We start from the raw sequence: 26,096 nt of genomic DNA, 5'->3' as shown, positions 1-26,096 counted from the left end.
TAGCCCCGGTGGAGCGTGGGCTCGCCTGCCTCGACGCCCACGGTGCCCGGCGGGCGCGGGCGGCCCGGGCTCTGTGCCCTCGGTTCATCCGTCCTGACCGGTGGTCAGGGCGCGTTGCATGAGCACCGTGTCGACCCAGCGGCCCTGCTTGTAGCCGACGCCGGCCAGCCGGCCGGCGTGGGCGAAGCCGAACCGCTCGTGCAGCGCGGTCGACGCGGGGCTCCCGCCGTCCGCGATGACGGCGATCACCTGGCGCATGCCCGCCTCGGCGCAGCGGGGCAGCAGCGCGCCGAGCAGCGCGCCGCCCAGCCCGCGGCCGGTCATACCCGGGGCGAGATAGATCGAGTCCTCCACGGTGTGCCGGTAGGCAGGCTTGGGGCGCCACGGGCCGGCGTAGGCGTATCCGGCCACGTCGCCGTTCAGCTCGGCGACCAGGAAGGGCAGGCCCCGGCCGGCCAGCTCGTCCAGCCGCCGCCGCCAGTCGGTATGGCCCGGCGGCGTCTGGTCGAAGGTGATCACGGTCTCCAGAACGTAGTGCGTGTAGATCTCGGCGACGTCCTTCAGATCCGCGGGGCTCGCGGGACGGATGACCGCGTCGGGGAGTGTCACGGGCATGCTCTTTCTCTGTGGCGTTCTCTATGGCGCTCCGGCCGGCCCTGGCGGCCGTTCACCGAGCGCCGGGCCGTCCGGGCCGTCGTCGGCCTCTGGGGCGGCGCCGGCGGAAGGGGCGGCGGCCTCGGGACTCGGTTGGGAGGCGAGAAGGGTGGCGAAGCGGTCGGCGACCAGGTCCCAGCGCCACTCGCGCTCGATCCAGGCCCGGCCGCGGCGGCCCATCTCCCGGGCGCGGGCCGGGTCGGCCAGCAGGGACGCCACCGCCGCCGCCACCGCGTCCGGCCGCTCGCCGTCCACCACCACGCCGGTGTCGCCGTCGCGGACCGCGTCCGGCGCACCGCCCGAGGTGCCCGCCACCACCGGCAGCCCGGTCGCGGACGCCTCCAGGTAGACGATGCCGAGGCCCTCCACGTCCAGCCCGCCGAGCCGGGTGCGGCACGGCATGGCGAAGACGTCGCCCGCGTCGTAGTAGGCGGGCAGGTGGCTCCACGGCACCGAGCCGGTCACCACGACCGAGCCGGCCAGGCCGCGGGCGCGGACCGCCCGTTCCAGGCCGGCCCGGGCCGGGCCGCCGCCGACCAGCAGCAGCACCGCCCCGGGCACCCGGCGCAGCACGTCCGGCCAGCAGCGCACCAGGGTGTCCTGGCCCTTACGCGGCACCAGCCGGGACACGCACACCACCACCGGCCGGTCGCCCAGGCCCAGGCTCCGGCGGACCGCGGCGCCGCCCGCGCCGGGCCGGAAGGCGTCGGTGTCCACGCCGGGGGCGAGCCGCACCAGCCGGGCCGGCGGGATGGCGCGGGCCAGCCGCTCTCGGGTGTAGTCGCCGAGGTAGGTGACCGCGTCGGCGCCGGCGCCGATCCGCCGCAGCAGCGCGCGGGCCGGCGCCAGGCCCGCCCAGGCGGCCTCGTGCCCGTGGGTGAGCATGACGACCCGCCGGGCGCCGGCCGCCCGCATCGCGGGCGCGAGCAGGCCGAGCGGCGCGGCGGCGCCGAACACCACCGTGTCGCAGCGGTCCTCGCGGACCAGCGCGGCGGCCCGCCGGGCGACCTCGGGCACCGGGAGCATCAGCGAGGTGGGGTGCCGCACCACCCGGTAGGGCTGGCCCGCGTCGAACTCCTCCCAGCCGGTCCACCGGGAGGCGTAGACGGTGAGCGTGCCGGGCGGGCGGCGGACGGCCAGCGCGTGCACGAACGCCTGGATGCCGCCGGGCCGGGGCGGGAAGTCGTTGGTGACGACCAGGGTGCGCCCACTCCCGGCGCCGGACGGCGGGCTCACGGCCCGGGCCGGCCGTGCGCGCGCGCCCAGGCGCGGGCCAGCGCGAGCCGCTCGGGGGTGGAGGGGTGCGAGGCGTACATGACGTACTCGAACGGGTCCGGCTCCAGGTCGGAGAGGTTGGTCAGCGCCAGCCGGCGCTGCATCGCGGCGAAGGTGGCCGGGTCGCCGGTGAGGTCGAGGGCGTGCACGTCGGCCCGCGCCTCGATCGGGCGGCTGACCAGGTTCTGCGCCGGGCCGGAGGCGATGGTGGCCACGGTCATCAGCCCGACCAGCAGCCCGGCGGCCCGCGGGTCGCCGGGCGAGTCGACCCCGGTGCGGCGGCGCAGCGGCCGCCAGGTGGTGACCAGGAACAGCGCGCAGGCACCGGCCGCCGCGCCGAGCGCGCCGACCAGGGTGCCGTACAGCACGTCGCCGCGCTCGGCGTGGCCGAGTTCGTGCGCGACGACCAGCTCGACCTCCTTGGCGGGGGCGCGCAGCAGCGTGTCGTAGACGACGATGCGCCGGGTGGCGCCGAACCCCGAGACATAGGCGTTGAGCGCGGTGGTGCGCCGGGAGGCGTCGGCCACCAGCACGTCGGAGACCGGGACGCCGTCCCGGGTGGCCATGGCGATCAGGTCGTCGCGCAGCGGGCCCGGCGGCAGCGTGCGAAAGTCGTTGAACAGCGGCTCGACCAGCAGCGGGTAGACGAACGAGACGGCGACGGTGAGCACGAACGCGCCGGCGGCGGCCGGGATCCACCAGCGTGCCGGCCGGTGCCGGGCCAGCCAGACCACCGCGAGGACCATGATCGCCATGAGCGCCGTCTGCACGGCGAAGCTCTTGAGCCGGTCGCCCGACCAGGCCGGCCACCCCTGGGTGGACAGGCCGTACTCCCGCAGCCGGGTCTCGTACCACATGCCGAGCGGCCACTTCAGCAGCAGCCCGGTGCCGGTGACCGCCAGGACGCCGAGCAGGGTGCGCAGCCACCACGGCCCGTGGATCCGGCCGAGGATCCGGCCGCCGAGCGGGGTCAGCACCAGCACGCCGGCGATGGCGAGCGTGACGGCCAGCGACAGGTACCCGGGCATGCTGAGCGCGGCGTCGAAGGCACCGGCCCGGGCGATCTGCGCGGCGGTGAAGTCGCGCGCGGGGTCCGGCGGGCCGGGGGCGGGCCCGGGCAGCGGCCGCCAGGGCGTGGTCAGCGCGACCACCGCGGCCAGCGCGGCGCCCAGCGCGACCAGCGCCACCCCGGCCGCCCGCCGCCCCGGCATCCGCCGCCCGCCCACGGCGGCGCCGGTCGAGCCCGGCGGGCTGCCGGTACCGGTACCGCCCTGGGCCGGCTCGTCGCCGGACGCGACCGCGGGCCCTTCGTCCTCCGCCCGGCCCGCCGGGCGGGAGGCGTCTCCGGCACCGGAGGACGTCGGCCCCTCGTTCGCCGCGGCCGGCGCGGGACCGGCCGGCGGGGCGCCGCCCCGGCGGGCATCGGCGATGGGCGGCTCGCCGCCGTGCTCACCTGGGCGGACGCCGGGGGCCGGCTCGCCGGGCGTCATCGGGCGTCCCGGGCCGAAGCGGCGCGCCGGAGCCTCACGAGAGCTCCTCGCGGACGTATCCGCGCCAGGCGGCGGCCAGTTCCGGCATGGTCATCCCGAGCGTGCGGCGTGCGGCCGCGTCGACGTCACCTCGCATGGACTCACGGTAGAGGGTCACCAGGGTCCGCTCCCCGAAGCGACCCGCCACGTAACGGCAGGCGAGCCACGCCTCCTGGTAGGCCTGGGCCAGGCGCGGGGCTCCGGCGGCGAAGTCACCGGGCAGCGGGAGGCCGTCCGGCGCGCGGCCGGCCCGCACGTCGGCGGCCAGCTCGGCCGCGGCGACCGGGACCGGCAGGCCGGCGTCCCGGTGGCCCACGTAGTCGGCGAAGCCCTCCACCAGCCACTTGGGGGTCCGCCCGTCGGCCGCCGCGCCGGTGACCAGATGGGTCAGCTCGTGCGCAAGGACGACGTCCCGGCCGGTGGGCGTGAGCCGGGCGAACGACTCCGGTTCGATGATCATCCGGTCGGTGGCGGCCAGCGCGGCGAGCCCGCTGACGGCGGCGGGCGCGGCGAGCGTCGCGGCCTGGGCGGTGGTGTCGGGCACCAGCACCAGCGGGCGCGGCGGCCCCGCCAGGCCGAGGATCGCGACGGTGGCGCGGCTCGCCCGGTCGGCCCGGCGGGCCAGATCGGCCAGCGTGGCGGGCGCGGCCCCACGGCCGCCGACCACCACCGCCCACCGGCCGCGCACCACGCGCGCGCCGCGCCAGATCTCCGGACGCTCGCCGATCACCGCGTCCACCGCGGGAGCCCGGACCGTGCCGCCGGTGAATACGGGCGGTGGTGCGATCACCGGCGGGAGGCCGGTCGCCGCGGCGGAGGCGGTCAGGCCGGCCAGCAACGTCACCAGGACGGCCGACGACCTGAGCGCGCGCATGCCGGAAATCTACCCGGCATCGCCGCCCTTCCGGTTCCAGCGGGCCCGGCTCCGGTTCCGGTTCGGCGGGCCCCGGCTCCGGTTCCGGTTCCGGCGGGGCCGGTTCCGGTTCTCGCGCCGGCGGTGCGGACACGCGTCGGCCCCGGCACTCTCCGCGGAGAGTGCCGGGGCCTGGGCGAAACCGGCCGGCGGGGTCTCGGGGAGAAGGCGTCTCGACGAGTCCCGCCTGGGGCTCCCGGCCATCGGCCGTGCGTCCGGTCGCCGGACGGCGGGGCCGGGCTGGAACGTTCCGGTCAGGCGCCGGGGCGGGCCGCGCCGACGAACGCGCGCTTGCGGTAGCTCCCCAGCTTCTCCACGCGCACGGTCTTTCCGCTGCTCGGGGAGTGGACCATCTTGCCGTGCCCGACGTACATGCCGACGTGGCCGAGCCCGTAGAAGAACATCAGGTCGCCCGGCTTGAGGTTCTTCCAGGAGACCTTCTTCTTCACCGAGCGGTACTGGCTGCCCGTGACGCGGGGAAGCTTCACGCCGGCCTTGCGCCACGCGTAGCGGACCAGCCCCGAGCAGTCGAACGCGTTGGGGCCGTTGCCGCCCCAGCGGTAGGGGTCGCCGACCTGCTTCTTGGCCACCGACACGGCCTTGGTCGCCTTTACCCGCTGCCGCGCGGCCTTGCTGAGCTTGGCCTTGCCGCTCTTGGTGCTCTTCTTGGCGCCGCTGGTCCGGGTCGTGCTCTTGGCCGCGCTCTCGGCACTGTCGGTCCGGGCGCTCGTCTGGGTGCTCACCGAGGTGACGCCGCCGTTGACCGGGTTGGCCGTCGCGGCGGCCTCAGCCGTGCCCTGCGTCGCGATCGCGCCGACCGACGCCGTCATGGTGAGGGCCACCCCGCCGAGGGACAGGCGGGCGAAGCGCGACACGCAGGTGTTCTTGGTGGTGCTGGACAGGATCTCTCCTACGGTTCTTCCACTTACGCCTACCGGGTTAGCTGTCGGATTCGGGCCTGGAAGGCGCCCTACAGCGCGAATAGCGCTGATTCACCCCCGATCCCAATGAAAGGGATCAATTGGGTCCCCGGCTCCGCACTCCTTGCCGCGCGGACTCGGCAGGTCACAGCGCCGCGCGGCCAGAAGCGAGCTCCGGCCGGCGACCGTGACGGTTGGATTTGTGATACGACGCGGCCCCGCATCGAAGGCCGGTCGCGACGGGCATGGCGTACTCGCCGCGGCCCAGAAGTTACCGAGAACCTCAAAGTCTGGCAAAGGCCCACCCTGCCCCAGGGAGATCACCAAGGCAGATCAAGAACAGATAACGCCTGGGTAAATCATGGTTCCGTTATCCGGATGTGATTCCCCTCACATGCCCTGCCTCTGCCCTCCCGAAGTTCGCATCAGGTGACATCCGTCACACATGTCACCTGGATCGAGGCGCGTCCACGGTACATCCGCAACGGGTATTGCGCGATGAATATTGCACAAGAGGTATTGCACAATGGTCGCTTCGCGATCCAGACTGGCGGCATGGAACGACAGGAACCACGCCAGATCACCGACGCCAAGGTGCTGGCGGCCGTGAGCCACCCGCTGCGGCGGCGACTGATGGACGCGCTGCGCGTCTACGGACCCGCGACGGCCAGCGTGCTGGCCGAGCACACCGGCCAGTCGGTGGCCAACGTGAGCCACCATTTGCGCGTGCTCGGCACCGCCGAGCTGATCGAGGAGGCCCCCGAGCTGGCCCGGGACCGCCGCGAGCGCTGGTGGCGGCTGGTCGCGCCGAGCCTGCGCTGGTCCACCGCCGACTTCAACGAAGATCCGGTGTCGGCGGCCGTGGCGACCGCGGCGGAGTCGCTCAACCTGGACCACCACGTGGCCATGGTGCGCGCCTGGTACGCCGCCGGCGAGGAGGAGCGCGCCGCCTGGGACAACGCCCCGTTCTCCACGGACAAGTGGCTGCGGCTCACCCCGCAGGAGCTGCACCGCTTCGAGGCCGAGCTGCTGGAGCTGGTGAACCGCTGGGCCGGCCGCGACGTACCCGACGACGGTGCGCGACGCGACCCGGTCTTCTTCTTCGCCTTCGGCGTCCCGGGGCGGCCATGAGCGCCGCCGACGCCGCTCCGGCGGCCACCCGGGCCGCGCCGGCGGCGCCACCGCCCCGGCGCGGCGGGCTGTGGCGGGACCGGGACTTCCGCCTGCTGTGGACCGGCGAGACCGCCAGCGCCTTCGGCAGCTCGCTGACCGCGGTGGCCGTGCCGCTCACCGCGGTCACCACGCTGCACGCGAGCGCGATGGTCGTGGCGCTGCTGACCGCGGCCGCCTGGCTGCCCTGGCTCATCATCGGACTGCCCGCCGGAGCCTGGATCGACCGGCTGCCCCGGCGGCGGGTGATGCTCGTCTGCGACGCCGTCTCGCTGGTGCTGTTCGCGAGCGTGCCGGTGGCGGCCTGGCTCGGCCTGCTCTCGGCCGGCTGGCTGCTGGTGGTGGCGCTGCTGGCCGGCACGGCGAGCGTGTTCTTCAAGACCGCCTACCAGGCGTACCTGCCGACGCTCGTCCCGGTCGCCCGGCTGGCGGAGGGGAACGCCAAGCTCCAGGGCAGCGAGTCGGTGTCCCAGATCGCCGGGCCGGGGGCGGCCGGCCTGCTCGCCCAGGCGTTCGGCCCGGTGAACGCGCTGCTCGCCGACGCGGCCACCTTCCTGGTGTCCGCGCTGTGCCTGCTCGGCATCCGGACCCGCGAGGAGCCGCTGCCGCCGCCCCCGCCCGACGCCACGCTGCGCCGGCGGATCGCCGAGGGCACCCGCTTCGTCGCCCGCGACCCCTACCTGCGGGTGCTCACCGTGTTCGGCGCCGCCAGCAACCTGTTCCTGGTCGGCTACCAGGCCATCCTGGTGGTGTTCCTGATCCGCGAGGTCGGCGTCGGCCCGGGCGCGGTCGGCGGCCTGGTGGCGGCGACCAGCGTGGGCGGGGTGGCCGGTGCGCTGCTCGCCGGCCCGCTGGCCCGCCGCTTCGGCAGCGCCCGCACCATGATCGGCTCCGAGCTGCTCGGCGCGCCGTTCGGCCTGCTCATCCCGATGGCCGGGCCGACGACCGCCGGGCTGGTACTGGCCGTGGCGGGCGGCTTCATGGTGGTGGCCGGCGTCGTCACCGGGAACATCATCAAGGGCGGGTTCCGGCAGGCGTACGTGCCACGCGAGCTGATGGGCCGGGCGGTGGTGAGCATGCAGTTCGTCAACCTCGGCACGCTGCCGCTCGGCGCGGTGCTCGGCGGGACGCTGGCCGGCGCGCTCGGGCTGCGCCCGGCGATGTGGCTGATGACCGGCGGGCTGGCCCTCACCGGCCTGATCCTGCTGATCGGCCCGCTGCGCCGCGGCCGCGACCTGCCCGCCGCGCCGCCCGCGCCCGTCCCCCGGCAGCCCCGCCCGGCGCGGGGCGGCGCCCGGTGAGCCCGGGCCCGGCACCGGCCCCCGGCTCGCCGCCCGGTGCGGTACGGGCCGCTCCCCCGGCCCTCAGGCCGGGCGGGTCACGGCCGGACCGCGCCCATCAGGTTGGGGTAGGACGAGAGCGGCACGACCTTCACCACGTCCCCGGTGCGCGGCGCGTGCACCATCTTGCCGTCGCCGGCGTACATGCCGACGTGGCCCAGGCCGTTGGAGAAGAGCAGGTCGCCCGGCTGTACGGAGTTCAGCGAGACCCGCCGCGAGGCGCCCCAGGAGTACTGCTGGGTGGTGGTGCGGGGCAGCGAGACGCCGGCGGCCCGCCAGGACGCCTGGGTCAGCCCAGAGCAGTCCCAGGAGCCCGGCCCGGTGCCGCCGTAGCGGTACGGCTTGCCGACCTGGGCGAAGGCGAACTGGAGCGCCTTGCGGGCGTTGCCGGACGCCGGCCCGGTGTAGGCGATGCCCGAGCTGTTGGGGTTGCCGGCGTTGTAGGCGTTCAGCCGCCGCAGCAGGCGCTCCTGCTCGGCGACCAGCTTCTCGACGTCCTTCTTCTGGTCCCGGAAGTCGTCCAGCAGCCTGCGGGCCTTGTCGTAGGAGACCTTGGCCTTGTCCCGCTCCCCCTTGAGCGAGCGGGTGGCGTTCTCGTACTGGGCGATCGTGCGTGACCGGCCCGCCGACATCTGGTCGATCGAGGCCAGGCCGGCGAGCAGCGACTCGGGGTCGCGCTGCGTCATCAGGCTCGGCCAGCTCGTCATGTCGCCGGACTGGTAGCTGCTGACCGCGACCGAGACCAGGCCCGAGCGCATCTCCTCGATCCGCTCCACCTGGCTCTTCAACCGGCCGTTGAGCCCGTTGTACTCCTTGCGGGCCTGCTTGTAGTCCTCGCTGGCCTGGTTGTACTTCTCGACGACGTGATCGGCCTTGTCGTTCAGCTTGGCGAGGCGCGCCTTGGTCTGGGCCACCGTCGGCTTGGGCTTCGCCTCGGCCCCGGCCACCTGGCACAGCAGGCAGGCGGCGACGAGTCCGGCGGTGAACGGGATCCTTCCGGTACGCCGGATGACACGCAGGACCACTGGGACGCCAGCTCCTTCGAGTGCGGGAAGTGCGACAACCTGGGGCGTGATCCTACAGAAGGGTCAAGCCGCCTGCACCTTTCCCCACGAAACGGATATGAGGTAGCAACCCAATTTCTACCAGGGCATACAGCGACTAACCCCGCCCAAGCCGGCGGAGCAACAGGGTCGCCGGCACCGGCCGCGCGCCCATCCGGCGCACCGAATCGGCCACCTCCCGGTCGGACGACACCACCGCGACCGCGCGGCCCGGCGGCTCGGCGCGCACCAGCCTGCGGATCAGGTCGTCGGCGATCTCGCCCGGCTCGCTGAAGAGCACCCGCACCCCGCGCGGCGCGGACACCTGCACCGGGCCGTTGAGCTCGGCGCCGTCGAAGGCGCAGGTCACCTCGACCCTGGTCTGCACCGCCAGCCCGCCGAGGCCGGTGAGCAGCCGCGAGCGCTGGTCGAGCAGGGTGAGGGAGGGATAACCGGTCTTGGTGACGTTGTAGCCGTCCACGATCAAATGCAGCTGCGGGACGGCCAGCAGCTGGTCCAGCAGGGCCGGGTCGTCGTCGGCCAGCGCCCGGGCCGGCACCGCGCGCACCGACGGCCCGCCGGGGGTGACGGCGTGCACCGAGTCGGCCGGGCGGCTGATCGCCACCGGCAGGCCGAGCTCGCCGCGCAGCCCCGCCGCGGCGTCCTGCAGGGTGTCCAGCAGCACGCGGATGCGGGCGTCCTCCATGCTGCGCCCGGCACGCGCCGCGCGGCGGCCCGCCTCCAGCAGGCGTTCGGCCTCCGTCAGGCGCTCGCGGAGCTTGCGCAACTCGGTCTCGGCCGCGCCGGCGGCCGTGCTCACCGCGGCCCGCGCCTCCTGCTCCAGGGTCGCCAGCTCGGCGGCGCGCTCCTCGGCGGCCCGGCCGCGCTCGCGGGCGTCGTGCAGCCGGCGCCGCAGGTCGGCGACCTCGGCGCGGGACGCCTTGAGCTGCTCGCGCAGCCGGTCGCCCTCCTCCTTGGCCGCGGCCTTCTGCGCGGCCAGCTGCTCGCGCAGCCGGGTGACGGCCTGCTCCTGCGCGCTGCCCTCGGCCGCCGCCGCGATCTGCTCCAGGTCCGTGCGGGCGATCTCCACCAGCTCCGGCCAGCCCGGCGGGCGGGTGAGGTAGGCGGCCGCGGCCACCAGCACCGGCTCGGCGGCCGGCGGGACGTTGCCCTCCTGCAGGCCGGCCACCAGCTCGGGCCAGGCCTCGCGCAGCGATTCGGCGACGGTCTCGCGGAACTCCTTGTCCGACTCCAGCTGCGCCGCGATCGGCGCGCTGCCCAGCCGGGCCCGCTTGCGCGGGTCGAACCTGGCGATGCCCCGCAGCGGCGCGGGCACCGCGGCGGGCGGCAGGGCGCCGAGCACCTGGGCCGCCAGCTCGACGACATGCGAACGGACCTGCTCGGGCAGCGGGCGCGACAGGCCTTCTCCCGCTGAACTCATCCGTCTACCCCTAGCTGGCCGGCCGTTCACTTGTGTCTTCCGTCAAGGGTACGACCGCGGGCCTCGTGCTCCGCGCGGCGGCGCCGGGCCGGCACCGGCGCCCGCGGCGGGGACGCCGCGGGTGCGAGCCGGGCCCGGCGCACCGGCGTCAGCGCCGGGAGATGACCGTCCGGGACGTGCCGATCAGGTCACCGCGGGTGACCTGGGCGAGATAGCCGCGCACGCTGCCGGAGCCGGCGGCCACGATCCGCGCGTAATGCCCGACCCGGTAGTTGCCGGCGTACTTGTACTTCACCCAGACCCGCAGCCGCATGGCGACCTTGTCGGCGCTGCCGAACCGCACCACGCAGTAGGCCCGGACGTCGCGCACGCCGCACGAGGAGTGCGGCGGGCGGGCGATGAAGCGGATCTTGGAGGCGGTCCCCTTCGGCAGGTAGGCGACCAGCACCAGCCGGTCGCCGCGGAGGCGGCGCAGGCCGGAGACCTGATAGCCGAAGGTCGCGAAACCGCCGCGCCGGATGGCGCGCGGGTAGTTCACCGTGACGTGTGCCTTGGGCCGCTGGGCCGCCTCGGCCGTGTGGGCCGCCACGGCCCGGGTCGCGGCCGGCGCGGCCGGCGCGGCCGAGGCGGTACCCGGCAGGGCGAGTAACCCACCGGCCAGCGCGGCCGTCGTGGCGAACGTCGTCAATCTGCGCATGAACATCTCCCCGTAGAACCCCGGTGGACATGGACGGCGGCGCCGTCCACGGGCCGGCGTGCATATCTGGCATCACCCGGCACACGGCGTATAACGATCAGACCGCCCGGAGGTTCCGACGCATCGCGCGTCTTTTTCACCGGGCGCCCCGGCCCGCGCGGCGGAATGTCGGTCGCCGCTCGTATGGTCATCGTCGTGGAGATCGGTGTTCAAGGGACGCTCGACGAGCTCGGCACGCCGCTCGACCAGGTGACCTTCGTGGTGTTCGACCTGGAGACGACGGGCGGCTCGGCGGCCGAGCACGCCATCACCGAGATCGGCGCGGTCAAGGTGCGCGGCGGCGAGGTGCTCGGCGAGTTCGCCACCCTGGTCGACCCCGGCCGGCCGATCCCGCCGTTCATCACGGTGCTGACCGGCATCACCGACGTCATGGTGACCGCCGCGCCGCCGATCGCCCAGGTGCTGCCGTCCTTCCTGGAGTTCGCCCGCGGCGCCACGCTGGTCGCGCACAACGCGCCGTTCGACCTGGGCTTCATCAAGGCCCGCTGCGCCGACCTCGGTTATCCCCCGCCGGCCAACCCGGTGGTCGACACCGTCGACCTGGCCCGCCGGGTGCTCACCCGCGACGAGGTGCCCAACAGCAAGCTGTCCACCCTGGCCGCCCACTTCCGCAGCGCCACCGAGCCGTGCCACCGGGCGCTCGCCGACGCGCGGGCCACCGTCGACGTGCTCCACGCGCTGATCGAGCGGGTCGGCGCGTACGGGGTGGCGACCCTGGAGGAGCTCAAGGGGTTCGTGCGCGCCCCCACCGCCGAGCAGAAGCGAAAGCGGCACCTGGCGGCCGCCGTGCCCAGCTCCCCCGGCGTCTACGTCTTCGAGGACGCCCGCGGCGAGGCGCTCTACATCGGCAAGAGCGGCGACCTGCGGCAGCGGGTGCGCTCGTACTTCACCGCGAGCGAGACCCGGCCGCGCATCCGCGAGATGATCGGCATCGCCGAGCGGGTCCGGCCGATCGTCTGCGCCACCGGGCTGGAGGCCGAGGTCCGCGAGTTACGGCTGATCGGCGCGGCCAAGCCCCGCTACAACCGGCGGTCGCGGTTCCCGGAGAAGGTCGTCTGGCTGAAGCTCACCGACGAGCCCTTCCCTCGGCTGTCCATCGTCCGGGAGGTCAAGGCCGACCAGGCCACCTACCTGGGCCCGTTCACCTCCGCCCGTGCGGCCGACGACGCCCGGGCCGCGCTGCACGAGGCGGTGCCGCTGCGCCAGTGCACCGAGCGGCTGACCCCGCGCACCCGCCGCCCGGCCTGCGTGCTGTTCGAGATGGGCCGCTGCGGGGCCCCCTGCGAGGGCCGGCAGGACACCGACGCCTACGGCCGGCACGCCGCGGACGCCCGCGCGGCCATGGAGGCCGACCCGGGCCCGGTGTTCTCCGCGCTGGAGGCCCGGATGGCCCGGCTCGCGGCCGAGCAGCGCTACGAGGAGGCCGCGGTCGACCGCGACCGGCTCGCGGTGTACGTGCGCACCGCGGCCCGCATGCAGCGGCTGCGCTCGCTCACCGGGATCCCCCAACTGGTCGCGGCGAGCCCCGCCTTCGACGGCGGGTGGGACATCCACGTGGTCCGGCACGGCCGGCTGGCCGCCGCCGGCGTCATGCCCAGGGGCGCCCATCCGGTGCCCTACGTCGACGCGCTGGTGGCGACCGCCGAGACCGTGGTGCCCGGCCCGGGGCCGCTGCCCGCCGCCGGCGCCGAGGAGACCGAGTGCATCCTGCGCTGGCTGGACTCCCCCGGCGTGCGTCTGGTCCGCGTCGAGGGCGGGGTGTGGAGCCTGCCGGCCCGCGGCGCGGCCCGCCTCAAGGCCCGCATCGACCGCGCCTACGACGGCGCGCACGCCCTGGGCGCCCCCGGTCCCCGCTCGCCCCGCGAGGGCCGCCCGCTCCGCTGACGACCCCGCCGGCCGCCCGGCGGTTACCCCCTACAGCTCGAACAGCCGCTCCTTGAGCCCGGGACTCACTCGCAGGATGTCCTCAGGGTCCGACGTGACCACGACCGCGTCCCGGTCCTCGGCCAGCATCGCGACATGGACGTCCACCACATCGTGGTGACCGGTCTCGGCGATCCTGACACCGGTCCGTTTGGCCGCCTCGGTGTCCAGGGAGACTTTCGCGCATTGATCCGGCCGGAGCCCCAGCAGCGCGGCCAGCCGTGCCTGACGCCCGTGCCCCCCTCGCCATACCTGGGCGAGGACGGCGTCGGGCATGATCAACTGAGCCTCTTCCCGCCGCACCAGGATCAGTAGTTCCGTCATACGCCGATCCGCTCGCTCCAGCGCGATCAACGCACCGGAATCCAGCACGAACCGCGGGCGCCCGGTCATGCCGCGTCGCTCGCCTCGGTCCGGCCGGCGTGGAGGGCCGCGCGCGCTCTGGCCATCGCGTCGCCGACCGCGGCCCGGGCCTCCTCGTCCGGCTCACCGGTCTCGGCGACCATGCCGGCGATCAGCAGGTCCAGCGGGTCGAAGTCTCGAAGCCTCTCGGCGGCACGCGTCATATATGCGGATACCGAGTCGAAGCGCCCAGCCTCCACCTCGGCCCGGATATAGGTGACAAGTTCCTCCGGGACACTCACCGTGATCTTCATGGTGGCCATACTCACCATCATACCGGCCATCCTACCGGCCCGCTGGAGATCATTATCGCGCTCCGCATTCATTCGGCAACGCGAAGTCAAAGTGCCCGATCCGACGCCGCGGAGATCGTTCCGGCGACCGGGGTGCCGGGTCTCGCGGGGATCGGAGGCGATGGGTGGGGGGTAGGCGGGCAGGGTTAGAGTCTGGCCAAGCCGTACTCGAAGGAGAGAGCGCCCATGATCACCGCGATCGTGCACATCAAGGCCGAGGTCGACCGGATCCCCGAGGTCGCGCAGACGATCGCGGACCTCGACCGGGTCAGCGAGGTGTATTCGATCACCGGTGACCACGACCTGGTGGCCATGGTCCGGGTCCCGAGGTACGAGGAGATCGCCGAGGTGATCCCCGGGCGCATCAACAAGGTGGCCGGCGTCATCGCCACCGAGACCCACCTGGCGTTCCGCACCTACTCCAAGCACGACCTGGACGCGGCCTTCTCCATCGGCTTCGCCGAGGCCGACTGAGCCGGTCGGCCCCGGGACGGCCCCGCCAGGCCGGGCGGGGCCTCGATCGGGCCGGGCGGTGCGCGGTCAGGCCGGGCGGTGGGCGCGGCTGAGCTCGACCCAGCGGTCCAGGGTCTCGGCGGCGCGGCCGGAGTCGACCGCCTCGGCGGCCCGGGCGTAGCCGCGCCGCATCGCGGCGACCAGCGCCTCGCCGGGCGGGCCGGCGTCCGGAGCGGCCGGGCGGGTCTCCAGGCTGACCAGCGCGGCGGCGGCGTTCAGCAGCACGGCGTCGCGCACCGGGCCCGTCCTGCCCTCGACCAGCTCGCGCACCGCGCGCGCGTTGAACTCCACGTCACCGCCGCGCAGCGCCGCCGGGTCGGAGCGCGGGACGTCGATGTCCAGCGGGTCGAAGACCGTCTCGACCGCCGTGCCGTCCCGGACGACCCACACGGTGGAGGTGGTGGCCGTGGACAGCTCGTCCAGCCCGTCGTCGCCCCGGAACACCAGCGCCGACACGCCCCGCTCGGCGAAGACGCCGGCCACCACCGGCAGCATGCGCGCGTCGTACACCCCGATGGCCTGCGCGGAGGGCCGGGCCGGATTGGCCAGCGGGCCGAGGAAGTTGAAGAACGTCGGGACGCCGATCTCCTTGCGGACCGGACCGGCGAAGCGCAGCGCCGGGTGGTAGACCGGCGCGAAGCAGAACGCGATGCCCGCCTCGACGGCCATCCGCGCGGTGACCTCCGGCGGCAGGTTCAAGGTCACCCCGAGGTGCTCCAGCACGTCGGCGGCGCCGACCGAGGATGACGCCGAGCGGTTTCCGTGCTTGACGACCCGGGCCCCGGCGCCCGCCGCGACGATCGCCGCCATGGTGGAGACGTTGACGGTGTGCGCGCGGTCGCCGCCGGTGCCCACGATGTCGACCGTCGGCCCGGCCACGGTCAGCGGGGTGGCCAGATCGAGCATGGTGCGCGCCAGCCCGAGAACCTCGGCGACGGTCTCGCCCTTGGCCTTCAGCGCGATGGCGAAGGCGGCGATCTGCGCCTGCGTCGCGTTGCCGGACATGATCTCGCTCATCGCCCAGCCGGTCTCGTCGGCGGTCAGGTGCTCACCGCTGACCAGGGCGGTGAGCAGCGCGGGCCAGGTGGTGCGCGCGTCCATGGAGACTCCGGTCGGTGGAGGGGGGGTCGGTGGATGTGCGGGTGGAGCGAGAACGGACCGGCCCGCGGCCGCGGGCCGGCCGGCGGATAGGCCGGGCGGGACGGACGGCCCGCCGGCACCGGGCACCGCCCTGCGGAGAGGGGCGGCGCCGCTCAGCCGGCGGTCAGCCGGGTCTCCCCACGGCGGCGCATCAGGCCGGCGACGGCCTCGGCGAGCGCCATCGGGTCCAGCGGCTGGGCGACGACGGCGTCGGCCCGGGACCACTCGGCGAGCCATCGGTCGTCCCGCCGCCCGATGATCAGGCAGACCGGCGGGCAGTCGTAGACCTCGTCCTTGGCCTGGCGGCAGATGCCCATGCCGCCGGCCGGGGCCGCCTCGCCGTCGAGCACCGCCACGTCGATCTCGCCGGAGTCGAGCCACTTGACCGCGGCCGGCTGGGTCGCGCACTCGACGATCTCCACGACGGGCACGTCGGCCGCCGGGCGCCGCCCGATCGCCAGCCGCACCTTCTCCCGGGTGCTTGCGTCGTCGCTGTAGACGAGAACCCTCATGCTCACGGTCGCGCTCACTATCGATTGACGAGGTATGGTCACCACGGATGCTACCGGTCCCCGCCGGCGGAATCCCAGACCAGCCACACTTGCCGCGGTTGCGGGCTTATGTCGGCTTTACCGAGGGGGGCCGGGCCGCTAACGGGGGGTCGTGCGGCGACCCGGCCCACAGAGCCGCAATAATGCTGGGCGTGGCGACAGCATCCGCAATAACGACGACGACAGCCCCCTCGTCCCGCCGGCCGAACCTGGTCAGCGTCGGGACGATCGTCTGGCTGTCCTCTGAGCTCATGTTCTTCGCGGCGCTGTTCGCGATGTACTTCACCATCCGGTCGGTCAGCCTCGGCCAGGGCAAGGCCTGGCCCACGATGCCCGAGGGCGTCGAGCTCGACGTCCCCTTCGCCCTGGTCAACACGATCGTCCTGGTCCTGTCGAGTGTGACGTGCCAGCTGGGCGTGTGGGCCGCCGAGAAGGGCCAGGTCAAGAAGCTCCGCTTCTGGTACATCGTCAGCTTCCTGATGGGCGCCTGGTTCGTCGGCGGGCAGCTGTTCGAGTACCACAAGCTGGTGGAGGAGGGCGTCACCCTGTCCTCCAACGCCTACGGCTCGGTCTTCTACCTCACCACGGGCTTCCACGGCCTGCACGTGACCGGTGGCCTGATCGCGTTCCTGTTCATGCTGGGACGCACGTACGCCGCGAAGCGCTTCACCCATGAGCAGGCGACCAGCGCGATCGTCGTGTCCTATTACTGGCACTTCGTCGACGTGGTCTGGATCGGCCTCTTCGCGACCATCTACATCATCAAATGATCGGAACGAGGATATCGGTGAACTCGATCACCGCACGGAGGCGGCATCCACTTGCGCGGTATGCCGTCCTCCTGCTGGCCCTGAGCCTCCTCGGAGGGGTGTACGCCCTGCTCGCGCCCGGAGGCGACCGGGCCGACGCGGCGATCGCCTCCGGTAGGGCGGACGACGTCGCGGCGGGCAAGGACCTGTTCGCGGCGCACTGCGCGAGCTGCCACGGCCCCAACGCCGAGGGCACCTCGCAGCCGGGCACCGCCTCGGGCCCGAGTCTCATCGGCGTGGGCGCCGCGGCCGTCGACTTCCAGGTGTCCAGCGGCCGCATGCCGCTGGCCAACCCCGGTCCGCAGGCCCCCCGCAAGCGCGCGCCGGAGTGGGTCAACCCCGACACCGTCCGCCAGCTCGCGGCGTACGTGCAGTCGCTCGGCGGCGGGCCGACCAAGCCGTCGCTGGAGTCGGTCGACCCGGCCAAGGGCGACCCGGCCAAGGGCGGCGAGCTGTTCCGGGCGAACTGCATCCAGTGCCACAACTTCGTCGGCTCCGGCGGCGGCCTCACCTACGGCAAGTACGCGCCTCCGCTGAACCCGGCCACCCCCACCCAGATCTACGAGGCGATGGCCACCGGCCCGCAGGCGATGCCGGTCTTCAACGACACCACGATCACGCCCGAGCAGAAGCGCGACATGATCGCCTACATCGTGAGCGTCCGCGAGCAGCCGGACCCGGGCGGCAGCGGCCTCGGCCGGATCGGCCCGGTGACCGAGGGCCTGGTCGCGTGGATCGCCGGCATCAGCCTCCTCGTCCTCGCCGCCATCTGGATCACCGCGAAGAAGCGTCAGGTCAACCATGACTGAGAACCCGCACGAGACCCCGGAAGAAGAGCGCGTGCCGCGGCGCGTCATCGGCACCCCGGCCCCGGCCGCCCAGCGGTCCATGCTCGGCACGCAGGCCCCGCCGCGCGGCGACGGCCACGGCTCGGCCGCCGGCGAGCCGGCGGGCGCGCAGGAGCCGATCACCGGCAAGGCGGTCAAGTTCCCGGACGCGGCGACGGCCCGCAAGGGTGAGCGCATCGCCTCACTGCTGTTCGTGGTGGCCTTCCTGGCCGCGGTGGCCTTCGTCGCCTCGTACGTGATCTTCCAGGTGGGCGACATCACCCGCACCCAGACGTCCAACCTGGCGCTGGGCGGCTCGCTGACCGTCGCGCTGCTGAGCCTGGCCGCCGGCCTGGTGGTGTGGGTGCGGCTGATCATGCCCAAGTACAACCTGGTGCAGCAGCGGCACTCGATGAGCACCGACGCCCCGGTACGCGAGGAGATCTCCGAGACCTTCCTGCGCGGCGCCGACGAGAGCGGCTTCGTCAAGCACAAGATGCTGCGCCGCACCCTGCTGCTGGCCGCGGCGCCGCTCGGCCTGCTGCCGCTGGTGCTGCTGAAGGACATGGGCCCGCTGCCGAAGACCGCACTGCGCCACACGGTGTGGAAGAAGGGCATGCGGCTGAAGGTCGAGGGCACCAACGAGCCCATCCGGGCGGCGGACTTCAACTCTCCCGGCGGCATCCTGTCGGTGGTGCCGGACGGTTTCGAGACCGATCTGAACGCGCTGGCCAAGGCGACGCTGATCCTCATCAAGTTCCGGCCAGAGGACATCAAATCGGGCACCAATGTCAATTGGACCCATGATGGCATCGTCGCCTACTCTAAGATCTGCACCCACGTGGGCTGCCCTGCGGCGCTGTACGAGCAGACCACGCACCACATCCTCTGTCCGTGTCACCAGTCCACGTTCGACGCGGCGGACGGCGCGAAGGTCATCTTCGGTCCCGCGGCGCGTCCCCTGCCCCAGCTGCCGATCGCGGTCGACGGCGAGGGCTACCTGGTCGCGCAGAGCGACTTCAACGTGCCGGTGGGCCCGAGCTTCTGGGAGCGCGGGGACGCCGAAGCCGAAGTGAGGGGGCAGAAGTGAGCCTCGAAACCGTCCCGAAGGCGATCGCGGGGCCGTCGAGCTTCATCGACGACCGCATCGGCGCGGGCAACTTCCTCAAGCGCAACCTGCGCAAGGTGTTCCCCGACCACTGGTCGTTCCTGCTCGGCGAGATCGCGCTCTACTCGTTCGTCATCCTGCTGCTCACCGGGACGTTCCTGACGTTCTGGTTCAAGCCGGGAATGGCCGAGGTGGCCTACGACGGCTCGTACGCGCCGCTGGTCGGCGTGCACATGTCGGAGGCCTACGCCTCGGCGCTGCACATCAGCTTCGAGGTCCGCGGCGGGCTGCTCATCCGGCAGATCCACCACTGGGCGGCGCTGCTGTTCGTGGCGGGCATGATGGTGCACATGCTCCGGGTGTTCTTCACCGGGGCCTACCGCAAGCCGCGCGAGCTCAACTGGCTGATCGGTGTGCTGCTGCTCACCCTGGCGCTGCTCGAGGGCCTCACCGGCTACTCGCTGCCCGACGACCTGCTGTCCGGCGCCGGCCTGCGCATCACCCAGGGCGTGATCCTGTCTCTGCCGCTGGTGGGCACCTACCTGCAGTTCCTGCTGTTCGGCGGCGAATATCCGGGCGAGGACATCATCGCCCGGTTCTACAGCATCCACATCCTGCTGATCCCGGGCCTGCTCCTCGCGCTGATCTCGGCGCACCTGATCCTCATGTGGGTGCAGAAGCACACCCAGATGCCGGGCAAGGGCCGCACCGAGAGCAACGTGGTGGGCGCGCCGTTCTACCCGTCGTTCATGCTCAAGTCGGGTGCCTACTTCCTGTTCACCTTCGGGGTGCTCGCGCTGCTCGGCACCTTCGCCCAGATCAACCCGATCTGGCTGTTCGGGCCGTACAGCCCGGCGGACATCTCGGCAGGCTCGCAGCCCGACTTCTACATGGGCTTCCTGGAGGGCTCGCTGCGGCTGATGCCGTCCTGGGAGATCAACTTCCTGGGCTACACCCTCCCGATGAGCGTGCTCATCCCGGCGTTGCTGCCGCTCGGCCTGATCATGACGGGGCTCGCGCTGTACCCGTTCGTCGAACGCTGGGTCACCGGCGACAACAGCGAGCACCACCTGTGCGACCGCCCGCGCAACAACCCGCACCGCACCGCGATCGGCATCGCGTCGATCACGTTCTACGGCCTGCTGTGGCTGCTCGGCGCCAACGACTGGATCTCCGCCAAGTTCCACATCTCGCTCTACCAGACGACCATCTTCGGCCGGTTCGCCATCTTCCTCGGGCCGGCGCTGGCCTACTGGATCACCTACCGGATCTGCCTGGGCCTGCAGCGCAACGACCAGGCGGTGCTGTCCCACGGGGTGGAGTCCGGAGTGATCAAGCGGCTGCCGCACGGCGAGTACATCGAGGTCCACGTGCCGCCGGCCGACGACATCGCGGCGCACGTCCGCGGCAAGAAGGAGATCCCGGCCATCGCGGCCGGCCCGGACGGCGACGGCGTGCCGCCCAAGGCGATGCGCACCCCGCTCGGCCGGCTCCGCGCCAAGATGAGCCGGGCGTACGCCGCCGACACCGAGTCCATCTCGCTGGACGAGGCGCACAACGGTCACCACGACGGCCACCACGACGGGAACGGGCACCACGCGCCCGCCGAGGTGGGCGCGGGCGACCGCAAGTCGATCGGCCACTGAGGCCGGTCACCGGACGGTGCGGGGCCCGGGCGCGTCACGCGCCCGGGCCCTTCGCGTTCCCGGCCCCATCCCCCGCCCGTTACGCCGGCCGTCCAGCCGGCGCGAGCCGGCCGCGCCGCCGTGGCCGCCGTGGCCGCCGTGGCCGCCGTGGCCGCCGTGGCGCCGTGGCGGCGTGGCGGCAGGGTCAGGACGGCACCTTGCGGGGCGGCGTGGGCGCGGCGATGCGGTGCTCGGCGGGCGGACGGCCGGCCAGCGGCTCGGTGGTGATCGCGCCGCGCAGCCCGCTCCAACGCAGCCACTGCTTCCAGTTCTCCTGCCAGTAGCCCCAGCCGTTGCCCGGATCGAGCCGGCGCGGGGTGCCGCTGACGATGATCGGATCGCCGATCAGCGTGGTCTCCTTGAACCACTTGGCGTTCTCCGGGCTGACGTTCACGCAGCCGTGGCTGACGTTGGCGTTGCCCTGCGACCCCACCGACCAGGGGGCGCCATGGATGTACTCGCCGGTGTCGGAGATCCGCACCGTGTCGTACACCGTGAGGCTGTAGTACCCGGCGCTGCCCGGCCCGGCGTCCGGGTTGGTCATCGTGGTGACGTCCTCGCGGGACATCGCCAGGTGGACGCCGCTGGTCGTGTAGTGCCGCCAGTCGCCGCCCTCGCCGGCGCTGATCGGCACCGTGCGGATCACCCGGCCGTTCCGCTTGACCGTCATGTGGTGCGAGACGGTGTCGGCGTGGCTGATCTGGCTGCGCCCGACCGTGAAGTCGCGGACGTAGTCCTGGGCGCCGTAGCTGCCCGGGCCGCCGCGCACCCCGGCCAGCTGGGCCACCAGCCGGACCTGGGTGTGCGCCGGCCAGTACTTTCGCGGCCGGAAGGCCACCGACTTCTCGTCCAGCCAGTGCCAGGCGCCCTCCACCGGCCGGGAGGCCTGCACCTGCAGGCTGCGCTCCACCGAGACGCGGTCGGCGATCGGGCGGTCGAAGGTCAGCATGATCGGCATGCCCACGCCCACGGTGAGGCCGGTCATCTCCTTGTTCGGCAGGATCCGGTCCAGCGCGAACAACTGGGCGGCCTTGATCGTGGTGAACTCGCCGCTGAGGTTCCTGATCCGCCCGTCGGGGTCCACCGCGGCCACGGTGACCCGGTAGGTCTCCCCCGGGATCATCGCCCGCCGGCTGCGCCACCGGGTGCGGTCGGCACTGTAGACGCCGGCCAGCGGCACGTCATGGGACGCCGAGCGCACCGAGACGCTCCGCAGCACGCCACCGGCCACACCCACCATCACCGGCAGCTCGGGGGCCACCTGGGCGGCTCCAGGGGCCGGGAAGACGTCCACCGCCACGCCCGGCCGATCGGCCGCACCGTCTCGCGGGCGGCCGGAACCGCCGCACCCGGCGGCCGGGAGCAGCAGGGCCAGTGTCGCGGTGCCTAGGGCGATCACCCGGATCTCGATGCGTCCCACGTGACCACTCCCCCCGTCGGTGATGGATCACTCTTGTGAGTTATTACCCGTTTAGCGGGTAACGGGTACTCTCCGTAAGGAGATAGGACGCAACGACCTGCCAAAATGCGAAGCGGGCGGCACGGTGGCCTGTCACCGGGGCGGGGGTGCCCCGGGCCGGCCGGTCAGTGGGTGAAATGCCCCCGGTAGTACTGGAAGACGAAGCCGACCGCGGCCATGACGATGGCGAACGCCCCGATCAGGAACATCCACCAGCCGATGACGAAGCCGACGGTCATGAACGCCACGGCCAGGCCGAGGAACAGCGGCCACCAGCTCGACGGGCTGAAGAAGCCGAGCTCGCCGGCGCCGTCGCTGATCTCGGCGTCCTTGCGGTCCTCCGGCTGCTCGCCGATGCGGCGCGCGGTGAACAGCAGGTAGTAGCCGATCATCAGCGCCAGGCCGACCGAGATGGCCAGCGCGGTGGTGCCGGTCGGCTCCTTGGACCAGAACCAGTAGACCAGGTCGACCGCGGCGAAGAAGATGCCCACGAGTAGGAACATCCAGCCCTGGATCCTCATCGGGGCCCCTCCAGCTCATCGGCCGGCACCAGGCGGTGCGGGTTCTTCAGGTCGAAGGCCGGGCGCTCGGACCGGATGCGCGGCAGCCTGGTGAAGTTGTGCCGGGGCGGCGGGCAGGACGTCGCCCACTCCAGCGAGTTGCCGAAGCCCCACGGGTCGTCCACGGTGACCTTCGGCGCGGTCCGCGCGGTCTTCCAGACGTTGTACAGGAACGGCAGGGTCGAGGCGCCGAGGACGAACGCGCCGATCGACGACACCACGTTGAGGTCGGTGAACCGGTCGAACGCCGAGTAGTCGGCGTAGCGGCGCGGGAAGCCCTCCGACCCCAGCCAGTGCTGCACCAGGAAGGTGGTGTGGAAGCCGATGAACAGCAGCCAGAAGTGCCACTTGCCCAGCCGGTCGCTCAGCATGGTGCCGGTGAACTTGGGCCACCAGAAGTAGAACCCGGCGAACATCGCGAACACCACGGTGCCGAAGACCACGTAGTGGAAGTGCGCCACCACGAAGTAGGAGTCGCTGACCTGGAAGTCCAGCGGCGGCGAGGCCAGGATGATGCCGGTCAGGCCGCCGAACAGGAAGGTGACCAGGAACCCGACCGCGAACAGCATCGGCGAGGCGAAGGTGATGTGGCCGCGCCACATCGTGCCGATCCAGTTGAAGAACTTCACCCCGGTGGGCACCGCGATGAGGAACGTCATGAAGGAGAAGAACGGCAGCAGCACCTGGCCGGTGACGAACATGTGGTGCGCCCACACCGCCGCCGACAGCCCGGCGATGGCGATGGTGGCGCCGATGAGGCTGATGTAGCCGAACACCGGCTTGCGGCTGAACACCGGCAGCACCTCGGTGATGATCCCGAAGAACGGCAGCGCGATGATGTACACCTCGGGATGGCCGAAGAACCAGAACAGGTGCTGCCACAGCACCGCCCCGCCGGTCTCGGAGGCGAAGATGTGCGCGCCGAGCCGGCGGTCGGCCTCCAGGGCCAGCAGCGCGGCGGCCAGCACCGGGAAGGCCAGCAGCACCAGGATGCTGGTGAGCAGGACGTTCCACGTGAAGATCGGCATCCGGAACATCGTCATGCCGGGCGCCCGCATGGTGATGATCGTGGTGATGAAGTTCACCGCGCCCAGGATGGTGCCGATGCCGGACATCGACAGGCCCATGATCCACAGGTCCGCGCCGATGCCGGGCGAGTACACCGAGTCCGACAGCGGGGTGTAGGCGGTCCAGCCGAACGCGGGGGCGCCGCCCGGGGTGAAGAAGCCGGAGACGGCGATCGTGCTGCCGAACAGGAAGAACCAGTAGCTGACCATGTTCAGCCGCGGGAACGCCACGTCCGGGGCGCCGATCTGCAGCGGCATCAGCTCGTTGGCGAAGCCGGCGAACAGCGGCGTCGCGAACATCAGCAGCATGATCGTGCCGTGCATGGTGAACAGCTGGTTGTACTGCTCGTTGCTGGTGAACTGCAGCCCCGGCTGGGCCAGCTCGGCCCGGATGATCAGCGCCATCACGCCGCCGATCAGGAAGAACACGAACGAGGTGATCAGGTACAGGTGACCGATGATCTTGTGGTCGGTGGAGGACAGCCATCGGGCGGCGACGGTGCCCTTGCGAGCCTGCCGGCGGGCGACGTCCGGGATGGAGGGTTGTTCGATGGCGGTCACTGGGCACTCCCCGCCTGGCTGTTGACGTATTGGTCGTACTCGGCCTGCGGCACGAGCTTCACCGTGAAGAGCATCCGGCTGTGGTCGACGCCGCACAGCTCGGCGCAGCGCCCGGCGAACTCGCCCGGCCTGTTCAGGGTGTTGATGTCGAAGACGTTCTTGGCGCCGGGGATGACGTCCCGCTTGAACAGGAACGCCGGGACCCAGAACGAGTGCACCACGTCCGGAGAGACCAGGTCGAAGCGGACCTTCTTCTCGATCGGCAGCACCAGTACCGGCTTCTGCTCGGGGGTGCCGGAGACCCGGACGGTCTTGCCGTTGTACTCGCTGGTGAAGCGCCAGCTCCACTGGAAGCCCTCGACCTGGACCTTCACGTCCGGGGTGCCCGCCACCTTCACGATGGCGTTCTCGTCCCGGGCGGTGAAGAAGAAGAACACCGCCACCATGATGATCGGAATCGTGGTGTAGAGGATCTCGATCGGCAGGTTGTAGCGCACCTGGGGCGGCAGCGCGTCCGGGCTGTTCTTGCGCTTGCGGTGGAATGCGCAGGCCCACAGGATCAGGCCCCAGACCACCACACCGACCGCGAGAGCGGCGATCCAGGCACCGTTCCACAGGTTCTGGATGATGTCAGCCTCTTTGGTCACGCCCTCCGGCATACCGCCACGAGACCACGTGCCTGGGCCGCCACACGCCGTCACGGACGCCAAAAGCGCCGCCAGAGCGGCGGCGCGCGGCATGCCGCGGCGGGCCAACGGACGCCGTGCAGAACGGCGGGTCGGACTCACGGATCGCCTACCCCACAGTTGAAGCCCAAGAGTCTGCCTCCCGGGCGATCGTTTCCAGATTCACGATGTACGCGCTCTTGGTTGTCTCACGTCACGCTGGGGGACACATTAGCGCGGAAGGGCGCCGCCCTCCTTCTCAGCCCCCGGCAACGCCGCGCCGCGTCCGGCCGCCACCCCGGCGGGGCCGGGCGGTGCCCAGGTGGCAGCATGAGCGGATGGCGTACTTCGACGCGGCCTCCACCGAGCCGCTGCATCCGGCCGCCCGCGAGGCCCTCGTCGCGACGCTGGACGCCGGGTTCGCCGACCCCGCGCGCCTGTACGGCGCGGCCCGGCGCGCCCGGCTGCTGCTGGAGCAGGCCCGCGAGCAGGCCGCCGAGGTGATCGGCGCGCGCCCGGACGAGGTCTCGTTCACCGCCTCGGGCACCCAGGCGGTCCACCTCGGCGTGCTCGGCACGCTGGCCGGGCGCCGCCGGGCCGGCCGCCGCCTGGTCGTCTCGGCCGTCGAGCACTCCAGCGTGCTGCACGCCGCCCGCGCCCACCAGGACGCCGGCGGCACGGTGGAGACCGTGCAGGTCGGCCGCACCGGCCGGGTGGACGCCGCCGCGTTCGCCGCGGCGGTGGCAGGCGAAGGGACCGCGCTGGCCTGCCTGCAGACCGCCAACCACGAGGTCGGCACGCTGCAACCGGTCGCGGAGGCCGCCCTGGCCTGCCGGGAGGCCGGGGTCCCGCTGCTGGTGGACGCCGCCCAGACGCTCGGCCGGCTGCCGGTGCCGCCGGGCTGGTCGGTGCTGGCCGGCAGCGCGCACAAGTGGGGCGGCCCGGCCGGCGTCGGGCTGCTGGCCGTGCGCAAGGGCACCCGGTGGCGTTCCACGCTGCCGGAGGACGACCGGGAGCGCCGCCGGGTGCCGGGGTTCGAGAACGTGCCGGCCGTGGTGGCGGCGGTCGCCGCGCTGCGGGCGCGCGCCGCGGCCGCGCGGGAGGAGAGCGCCCGGCTGTCGGCGCTGGTGGACCGGATCCGCGCCGAGGTGCCCCGCCTGGTGCCCGACGTCGAGGTGGTCGGCGAGCCGGTGGAGCGGGCCCCGCACCTCGTCACCTTCTCCTGCCTCTACGTGCCGGGTGAGGAGATACTGGCCGAGCTGGACCGGGCGGGCTTCGCGGTCTCCTCCGGCAGCTCGTGCACGGCTAGTACGCTACGACCATCGCACGTGCTCGAGGCGATGGGAGTGCTCACGCATGGCAATGTCAGGGTCTCGCTGCCCAGGGACGCCGCCGGCGCGGACGTCGACCGCTTCCTGGCGGTGCTGCCGGAGGTGGTCCGGCGCATCCGGGCGAGCGTGGGCGCGCCGTCCTGAGCCGGCGCGGGGGCGG

Annotated in this window: 25 protein-coding genes and 1 riboswitch; of the genes, 9 read left to right on the top strand and 16 right to left on the bottom strand. The window is 72.8% G+C overall.

All coding sequences use genetic code 11. The features are described from left to right. Positions 1-84: 84 nt before the first annotated feature. From Sru01_RS05230 to Sru01_RS05210, 5 genes are all read right to left on the bottom strand, one after another. Complete coding sequence (locus Sru01_RS05230; protein ID WP_239136940.1) at positions 85-609, bottom strand: GNAT family N-acetyltransferase; 525 nt, start codon at positions 607-609, stop codon at positions 85-87. 27 nt (positions 610-636) lie between these two features. Then, positions 637-1,890: a glycosyltransferase family 4 protein gene (locus tag Sru01_RS05225; protein ID WP_203982685.1), complete on the bottom strand. Its 1,254-nt coding sequence runs from the start codon at positions 1,888-1,890 to the stop codon at positions 637-639. Next, the gene (locus Sru01_RS05220) at positions 1,887-3,419 is read right to left on the bottom strand and encodes a M48 family metallopeptidase (RefSeq protein ID WP_239136938.1); all 1,533 of its coding nucleotides are present in this window, start codon (positions 3,417-3,419) and stop codon (positions 1,887-1,889) included. Before Sru01_RS05220 ends, Sru01_RS05225 begins: the two co-directional genes overlap by 4 nt. Before the next feature lie 34 nt (positions 3,420-3,453). Further along, positions 3,454-4,332 (bottom strand): hypothetical protein, encoded by an 879-nt coding sequence (locus Sru01_RS05215; protein ID WP_203982684.1) that lies wholly within the window; start codon positions 4,330-4,332, stop codon positions 3,454-3,456. A 293-nt stretch (positions 4,333-4,625) separates the two neighbouring features. Beyond that, positions 4,626-5,246 (bottom strand): C40 family peptidase, encoded by a 621-nt coding sequence (locus tag Sru01_RS05210; RefSeq protein ID WP_239136937.1) that lies wholly within the window; start codon positions 5,244-5,246, stop codon positions 4,626-4,628. A 38-nt stretch (positions 5,247-5,284) separates the two neighbouring features. Beyond that, a riboswitch (cyclic di-AMP (ydaO/yuaA leader) is annotated at positions 5,285-5,444 on the bottom strand. A gap of 402 nt (positions 5,445-5,846) precedes the next feature. Between Sru01_RS05210 and Sru01_RS05205 the strand changes: the two genes are divergently transcribed. Then, a complete protein-coding gene (locus Sru01_RS05205; protein ID WP_203982683.1) occupies positions 5,847-6,422 on the top strand; it encodes an ArsR/SmtB family transcription factor in 576 nt (191 codons plus the stop codon). Then, a complete protein-coding gene (locus Sru01_RS05200; RefSeq protein ID WP_203982682.1) occupies positions 6,419-7,762 on the top strand; it encodes an MFS transporter in 1,344 nt (447 codons plus the stop codon). Before Sru01_RS05205 ends, Sru01_RS05200 begins: the two co-directional genes overlap by 4 nt. A 77-nt stretch (positions 7,763-7,839) precedes the next feature. On the opposite strand, the gene Sru01_RS05195 is transcribed toward Sru01_RS05200, so the two are convergent. From Sru01_RS05195 to Sru01_RS05185, 3 genes are all read right to left on the bottom strand, one after another. Beyond that, positions 7,840-8,826 (bottom strand): C40 family peptidase, encoded by a 987-nt coding sequence (locus Sru01_RS05195; RefSeq protein WP_239136935.1) that lies wholly within the window; start codon positions 8,824-8,826, stop codon positions 7,840-7,842. Between the two features lie 136 nt (positions 8,827-8,962). Beyond that, entirely contained in the window at positions 8,963-10,285 is a 1,323-nt protein-coding gene (locus tag Sru01_RS05190) for an NYN domain-containing protein (RefSeq protein ID WP_203982681.1), read from the bottom strand. 148 nt (positions 10,286-10,433) lie between these two features. Continuing rightward, entirely contained in the window at positions 10,434-10,982 is a 549-nt protein-coding gene (locus tag Sru01_RS05185) for a hypothetical protein (protein ID WP_203982680.1), read from the bottom strand. Positions 10,983-11,165: 183 nt separating this feature from the next. Between Sru01_RS05185 and Sru01_RS05180 the strand changes: the two genes are divergently transcribed. Continuing rightward, positions 11,166-12,926, top strand: coding sequence for a DEDD exonuclease domain-containing protein (locus Sru01_RS05180; protein ID WP_203982679.1), 1,761 nt, complete (start codon positions 11,166-11,168; stop codon positions 12,924-12,926). Between the two features lie 30 nt (positions 12,927-12,956). On the opposite strand, the gene Sru01_RS05175 is transcribed toward Sru01_RS05180, so the two are convergent. Together Sru01_RS05175 and Sru01_RS05170 are read right to left on the bottom strand one after the other, a co-directional pair. After that, complete coding sequence (locus Sru01_RS05175; RefSeq protein ID WP_203982678.1) at positions 12,957-13,358, bottom strand: PIN domain-containing protein; 402 nt, start codon at positions 13,356-13,358, stop codon at positions 12,957-12,959. After that, a complete protein-coding gene (locus Sru01_RS05170) occupies positions 13,355-13,630 on the bottom strand; it encodes a ribbon-helix-helix domain-containing protein (protein ID WP_203982677.1) in 276 nt (91 codons plus the stop codon). Before Sru01_RS05170 ends, Sru01_RS05175 begins: the two co-directional genes overlap by 4 nt. Positions 13,631-13,846: 216 nt before the next feature. Here Sru01_RS05170 and Sru01_RS05165 point away from each other — a divergent pair, with 216 nt between their 5' ends. Then, positions 13,847-14,134 carry an Lrp/AsnC family transcriptional regulator gene (locus Sru01_RS05165; protein ID WP_203982676.1) on the top strand — a complete coding sequence of 96 codons (288 nt, stop codon included), beginning with the start codon at positions 13,847-13,849 and terminating at the stop codon, positions 14,132-14,134. Between the two features lie 66 nt (positions 14,135-14,200). On the opposite strand, the gene trpD is transcribed toward Sru01_RS05165, so the two are convergent. Then, positions 14,201-15,274: an anthranilate phosphoribosyltransferase gene (gene trpD, locus Sru01_RS05160; protein WP_203982675.1), complete on the bottom strand. Its 1,074-nt coding sequence runs from the start codon at positions 15,272-15,274 to the stop codon at positions 14,201-14,203. Positions 15,275-15,426: 152 nt separating this feature from the next. Next, complete coding sequence (locus Sru01_RS05155) at positions 15,427-15,825, bottom strand: response regulator transcription factor (RefSeq protein ID WP_203982765.1); 399 nt, start codon at positions 15,823-15,825, stop codon at positions 15,427-15,429. Positions 15,826-16,007: 182 nt separating this feature from the next. Here Sru01_RS05155 and ctaE point away from each other — a divergent pair, with 182 nt between their 5' ends. The 4 genes from ctaE to qcrB are packed head-to-tail and all read left to right on the top strand — an operon-like array spanning position 16,008 to position 20,254. Further along, complete coding sequence (gene ctaE, locus Sru01_RS05150; RefSeq protein WP_203982674.1) at positions 16,008-16,634, top strand: aa3-type cytochrome oxidase subunit III; 627 nt, start codon at positions 16,008-16,010, stop codon at positions 16,632-16,634. A gap of 17 nt (positions 16,635-16,651) precedes the next feature. Beyond that, on the top strand, positions 16,652-17,482 hold the full coding sequence (gene qcrC, locus Sru01_RS05145; protein ID WP_203982673.1) for a cytochrome bc1 complex diheme cytochrome c subunit: 831 nt from the start codon (positions 16,652-16,654) through the stop codon (positions 17,480-17,482). Beyond that, complete coding sequence (qcrA, locus tag Sru01_RS05140) at positions 17,475-18,590, top strand: cytochrome bc1 complex Rieske iron-sulfur subunit (protein ID WP_203982672.1); 1,116 nt, start codon at positions 17,475-17,477, stop codon at positions 18,588-18,590. Before qcrC ends, qcrA begins: the two co-directional genes overlap by 8 nt. Beyond that, the gene (gene qcrB, locus Sru01_RS05135) at positions 18,587-20,254 is read left to right on the top strand and encodes a cytochrome bc1 complex cytochrome b subunit (RefSeq protein ID WP_203982671.1); all 1,668 of its coding nucleotides are present in this window, start codon (positions 18,587-18,589) and stop codon (positions 20,252-20,254) included. The genes qcrA and qcrB overlap by 4 nt, the downstream gene beginning before the upstream one ends. 184 nt (positions 20,255-20,438) lie before the next feature. Here the strand turns inward: qcrB and Sru01_RS05130 are convergent, their stop codons facing one another. The 4 genes from Sru01_RS05130 to ctaC form a co-directional block, all read right to left on the bottom strand. Beyond that, the gene (locus Sru01_RS05130; protein ID WP_239136931.1) at positions 20,439-21,713 is read right to left on the bottom strand and encodes a L,D-transpeptidase; all 1,275 of its coding nucleotides are present in this window, start codon (positions 21,711-21,713) and stop codon (positions 20,439-20,441) included. A 164-nt stretch (positions 21,714-21,877) separates the two neighbouring features. Further along, positions 21,878-22,273 carry a cytochrome c oxidase subunit 4 gene (locus tag Sru01_RS05125; protein WP_203982670.1) on the bottom strand — a complete coding sequence of 132 codons (396 nt, stop codon included), beginning with the start codon at positions 22,271-22,273 and terminating at the stop codon, positions 21,878-21,880. Continuing rightward, positions 22,270-23,940 carry an aa3-type cytochrome oxidase subunit I gene (ctaD, locus tag Sru01_RS05120; RefSeq protein WP_373869486.1) on the bottom strand — a complete coding sequence of 557 codons (1,671 nt, stop codon included), beginning with the start codon at positions 23,938-23,940 and terminating at the stop codon, positions 22,270-22,272. The genes Sru01_RS05125 and ctaD overlap by 4 nt, the downstream gene beginning before the upstream one ends. Beyond that, complete coding sequence (gene ctaC, locus Sru01_RS05115) at positions 23,937-24,680, bottom strand: aa3-type cytochrome oxidase subunit II (RefSeq protein WP_203982762.1); 744 nt, start codon at positions 24,678-24,680, stop codon at positions 23,937-23,939. Before ctaC ends, ctaD begins: the two co-directional genes overlap by 4 nt. Positions 24,681-24,943: 263 nt before the next feature. On the opposite strand from ctaC, the gene Sru01_RS05110 reads away from it, so the two are divergent. Further along, positions 24,944-26,080, top strand: coding sequence for a cysteine desulfurase family protein (locus Sru01_RS05110; protein WP_203982669.1), 1,137 nt, complete (start codon positions 24,944-24,946; stop codon positions 26,078-26,080). Positions 26,081-26,096 lie beyond the last annotated feature (16 nt).

Origin of the sequence: Sphaerisporangium rufum, assembly GCF_016863395.1 — a bacterium.
Classification (GTDB): domain Bacteria; phylum Actinomycetota; class Actinomycetes; order Streptosporangiales; family Streptosporangiaceae; genus Sphaerisporangium; species Sphaerisporangium rufum.
This window is presented reverse-complemented; position numbering and strand designations above follow the sequence as displayed.

Excerpts from the sequence above, each read along its gene's own strand:
- Sru01_RS05220 (WP_239136938.1), bottom strand. The coding sequence starts at position 3,419 with ATGACGCCCGGCGAGCCGGCCCCCGGCGTCCGCCCAGGTGAGCACGGC.
- Sru01_RS05215 (WP_203982684.1), bottom strand. The coding sequence starts at position 4,332 with ATGCGCGCGCTCAGGTCGTCGGCCGTCCTGGTGACGTTGCTGGCCGGC.
- Sru01_RS05205 (WP_203982683.1), top strand. The coding sequence starts at position 5,847 with ATGGAACGACAGGAACCACGCCAGATCACCGACGCCAAGGTGCTGGCG.
- Sru01_RS05200 (WP_203982682.1), top strand. The coding sequence starts at position 6,419 with ATGAGCGCCGCCGACGCCGCTCCGGCGGCCACCCGGGCCGCGCCGGCG.
- Sru01_RS05190 (WP_203982681.1), bottom strand. The coding sequence starts at position 10,285 with ATGAGTTCAGCGGGAGAAGGCCTGTCGCGCCCGCTGCCCGAGCAGGTC.
- Sru01_RS05185 (WP_203982680.1), bottom strand. The coding sequence starts at position 10,982 with ATGCGCAGATTGACGACGTTCGCCACGACGGCCGCGCTGGCCGGTGGG.
- Sru01_RS05180 (WP_203982679.1), top strand. The coding sequence starts at position 11,166 with ATGGTCATCGTCGTGGAGATCGGTGTTCAAGGGACGCTCGACGAGCTC.
- Sru01_RS05175 (WP_203982678.1), bottom strand. The coding sequence starts at position 13,358 with ATGACCGGGCGCCCGCGGTTCGTGCTGGATTCCGGTGCGTTGATCGCG.
- Sru01_RS05170 (WP_203982677.1), bottom strand. The coding sequence starts at position 13,630 with ATGGCCACCATGAAGATCACGGTGAGTGTCCCGGAGGAACTTGTCACC.
- Sru01_RS05165 (WP_203982676.1), top strand. The coding sequence starts at position 13,847 with ATGATCACCGCGATCGTGCACATCAAGGCCGAGGTCGACCGGATCCCC.
- trpD (WP_203982675.1), bottom strand. The coding sequence starts at position 15,274 with ATGGACGCGCGCACCACCTGGCCCGCGCTGCTCACCGCCCTGGTCAGC.
- Sru01_RS05155 (WP_203982765.1), bottom strand. The coding sequence starts at position 15,825 with ATGAGGGTTCTCGTCTACAGCGACGACGCAAGCACCCGGGAGAAGGTG.
- ctaE (WP_203982674.1), top strand. The coding sequence starts at position 16,008 with ATGCTGGGCGTGGCGACAGCATCCGCAATAACGACGACGACAGCCCCC.
- qcrA (WP_203982672.1), top strand. The coding sequence starts at position 17,475 with ATGACTGAGAACCCGCACGAGACCCCGGAAGAAGAGCGCGTGCCGCGG.
- Sru01_RS05125 (WP_203982670.1), bottom strand. The coding sequence starts at position 22,273 with ATGAGGATCCAGGGCTGGATGTTCCTACTCGTGGGCATCTTCTTCGCC.
- ctaC (WP_203982762.1), bottom strand. The coding sequence starts at position 24,680 with ATGCCGCGCGCCGCCGCTCTGGCGGCGCTTTTGGCGTCCGTGACGGCG.
- Sru01_RS05110 (WP_203982669.1), top strand. The coding sequence starts at position 24,944 with ATGGCGTACTTCGACGCGGCCTCCACCGAGCCGCTGCATCCGGCCGCC.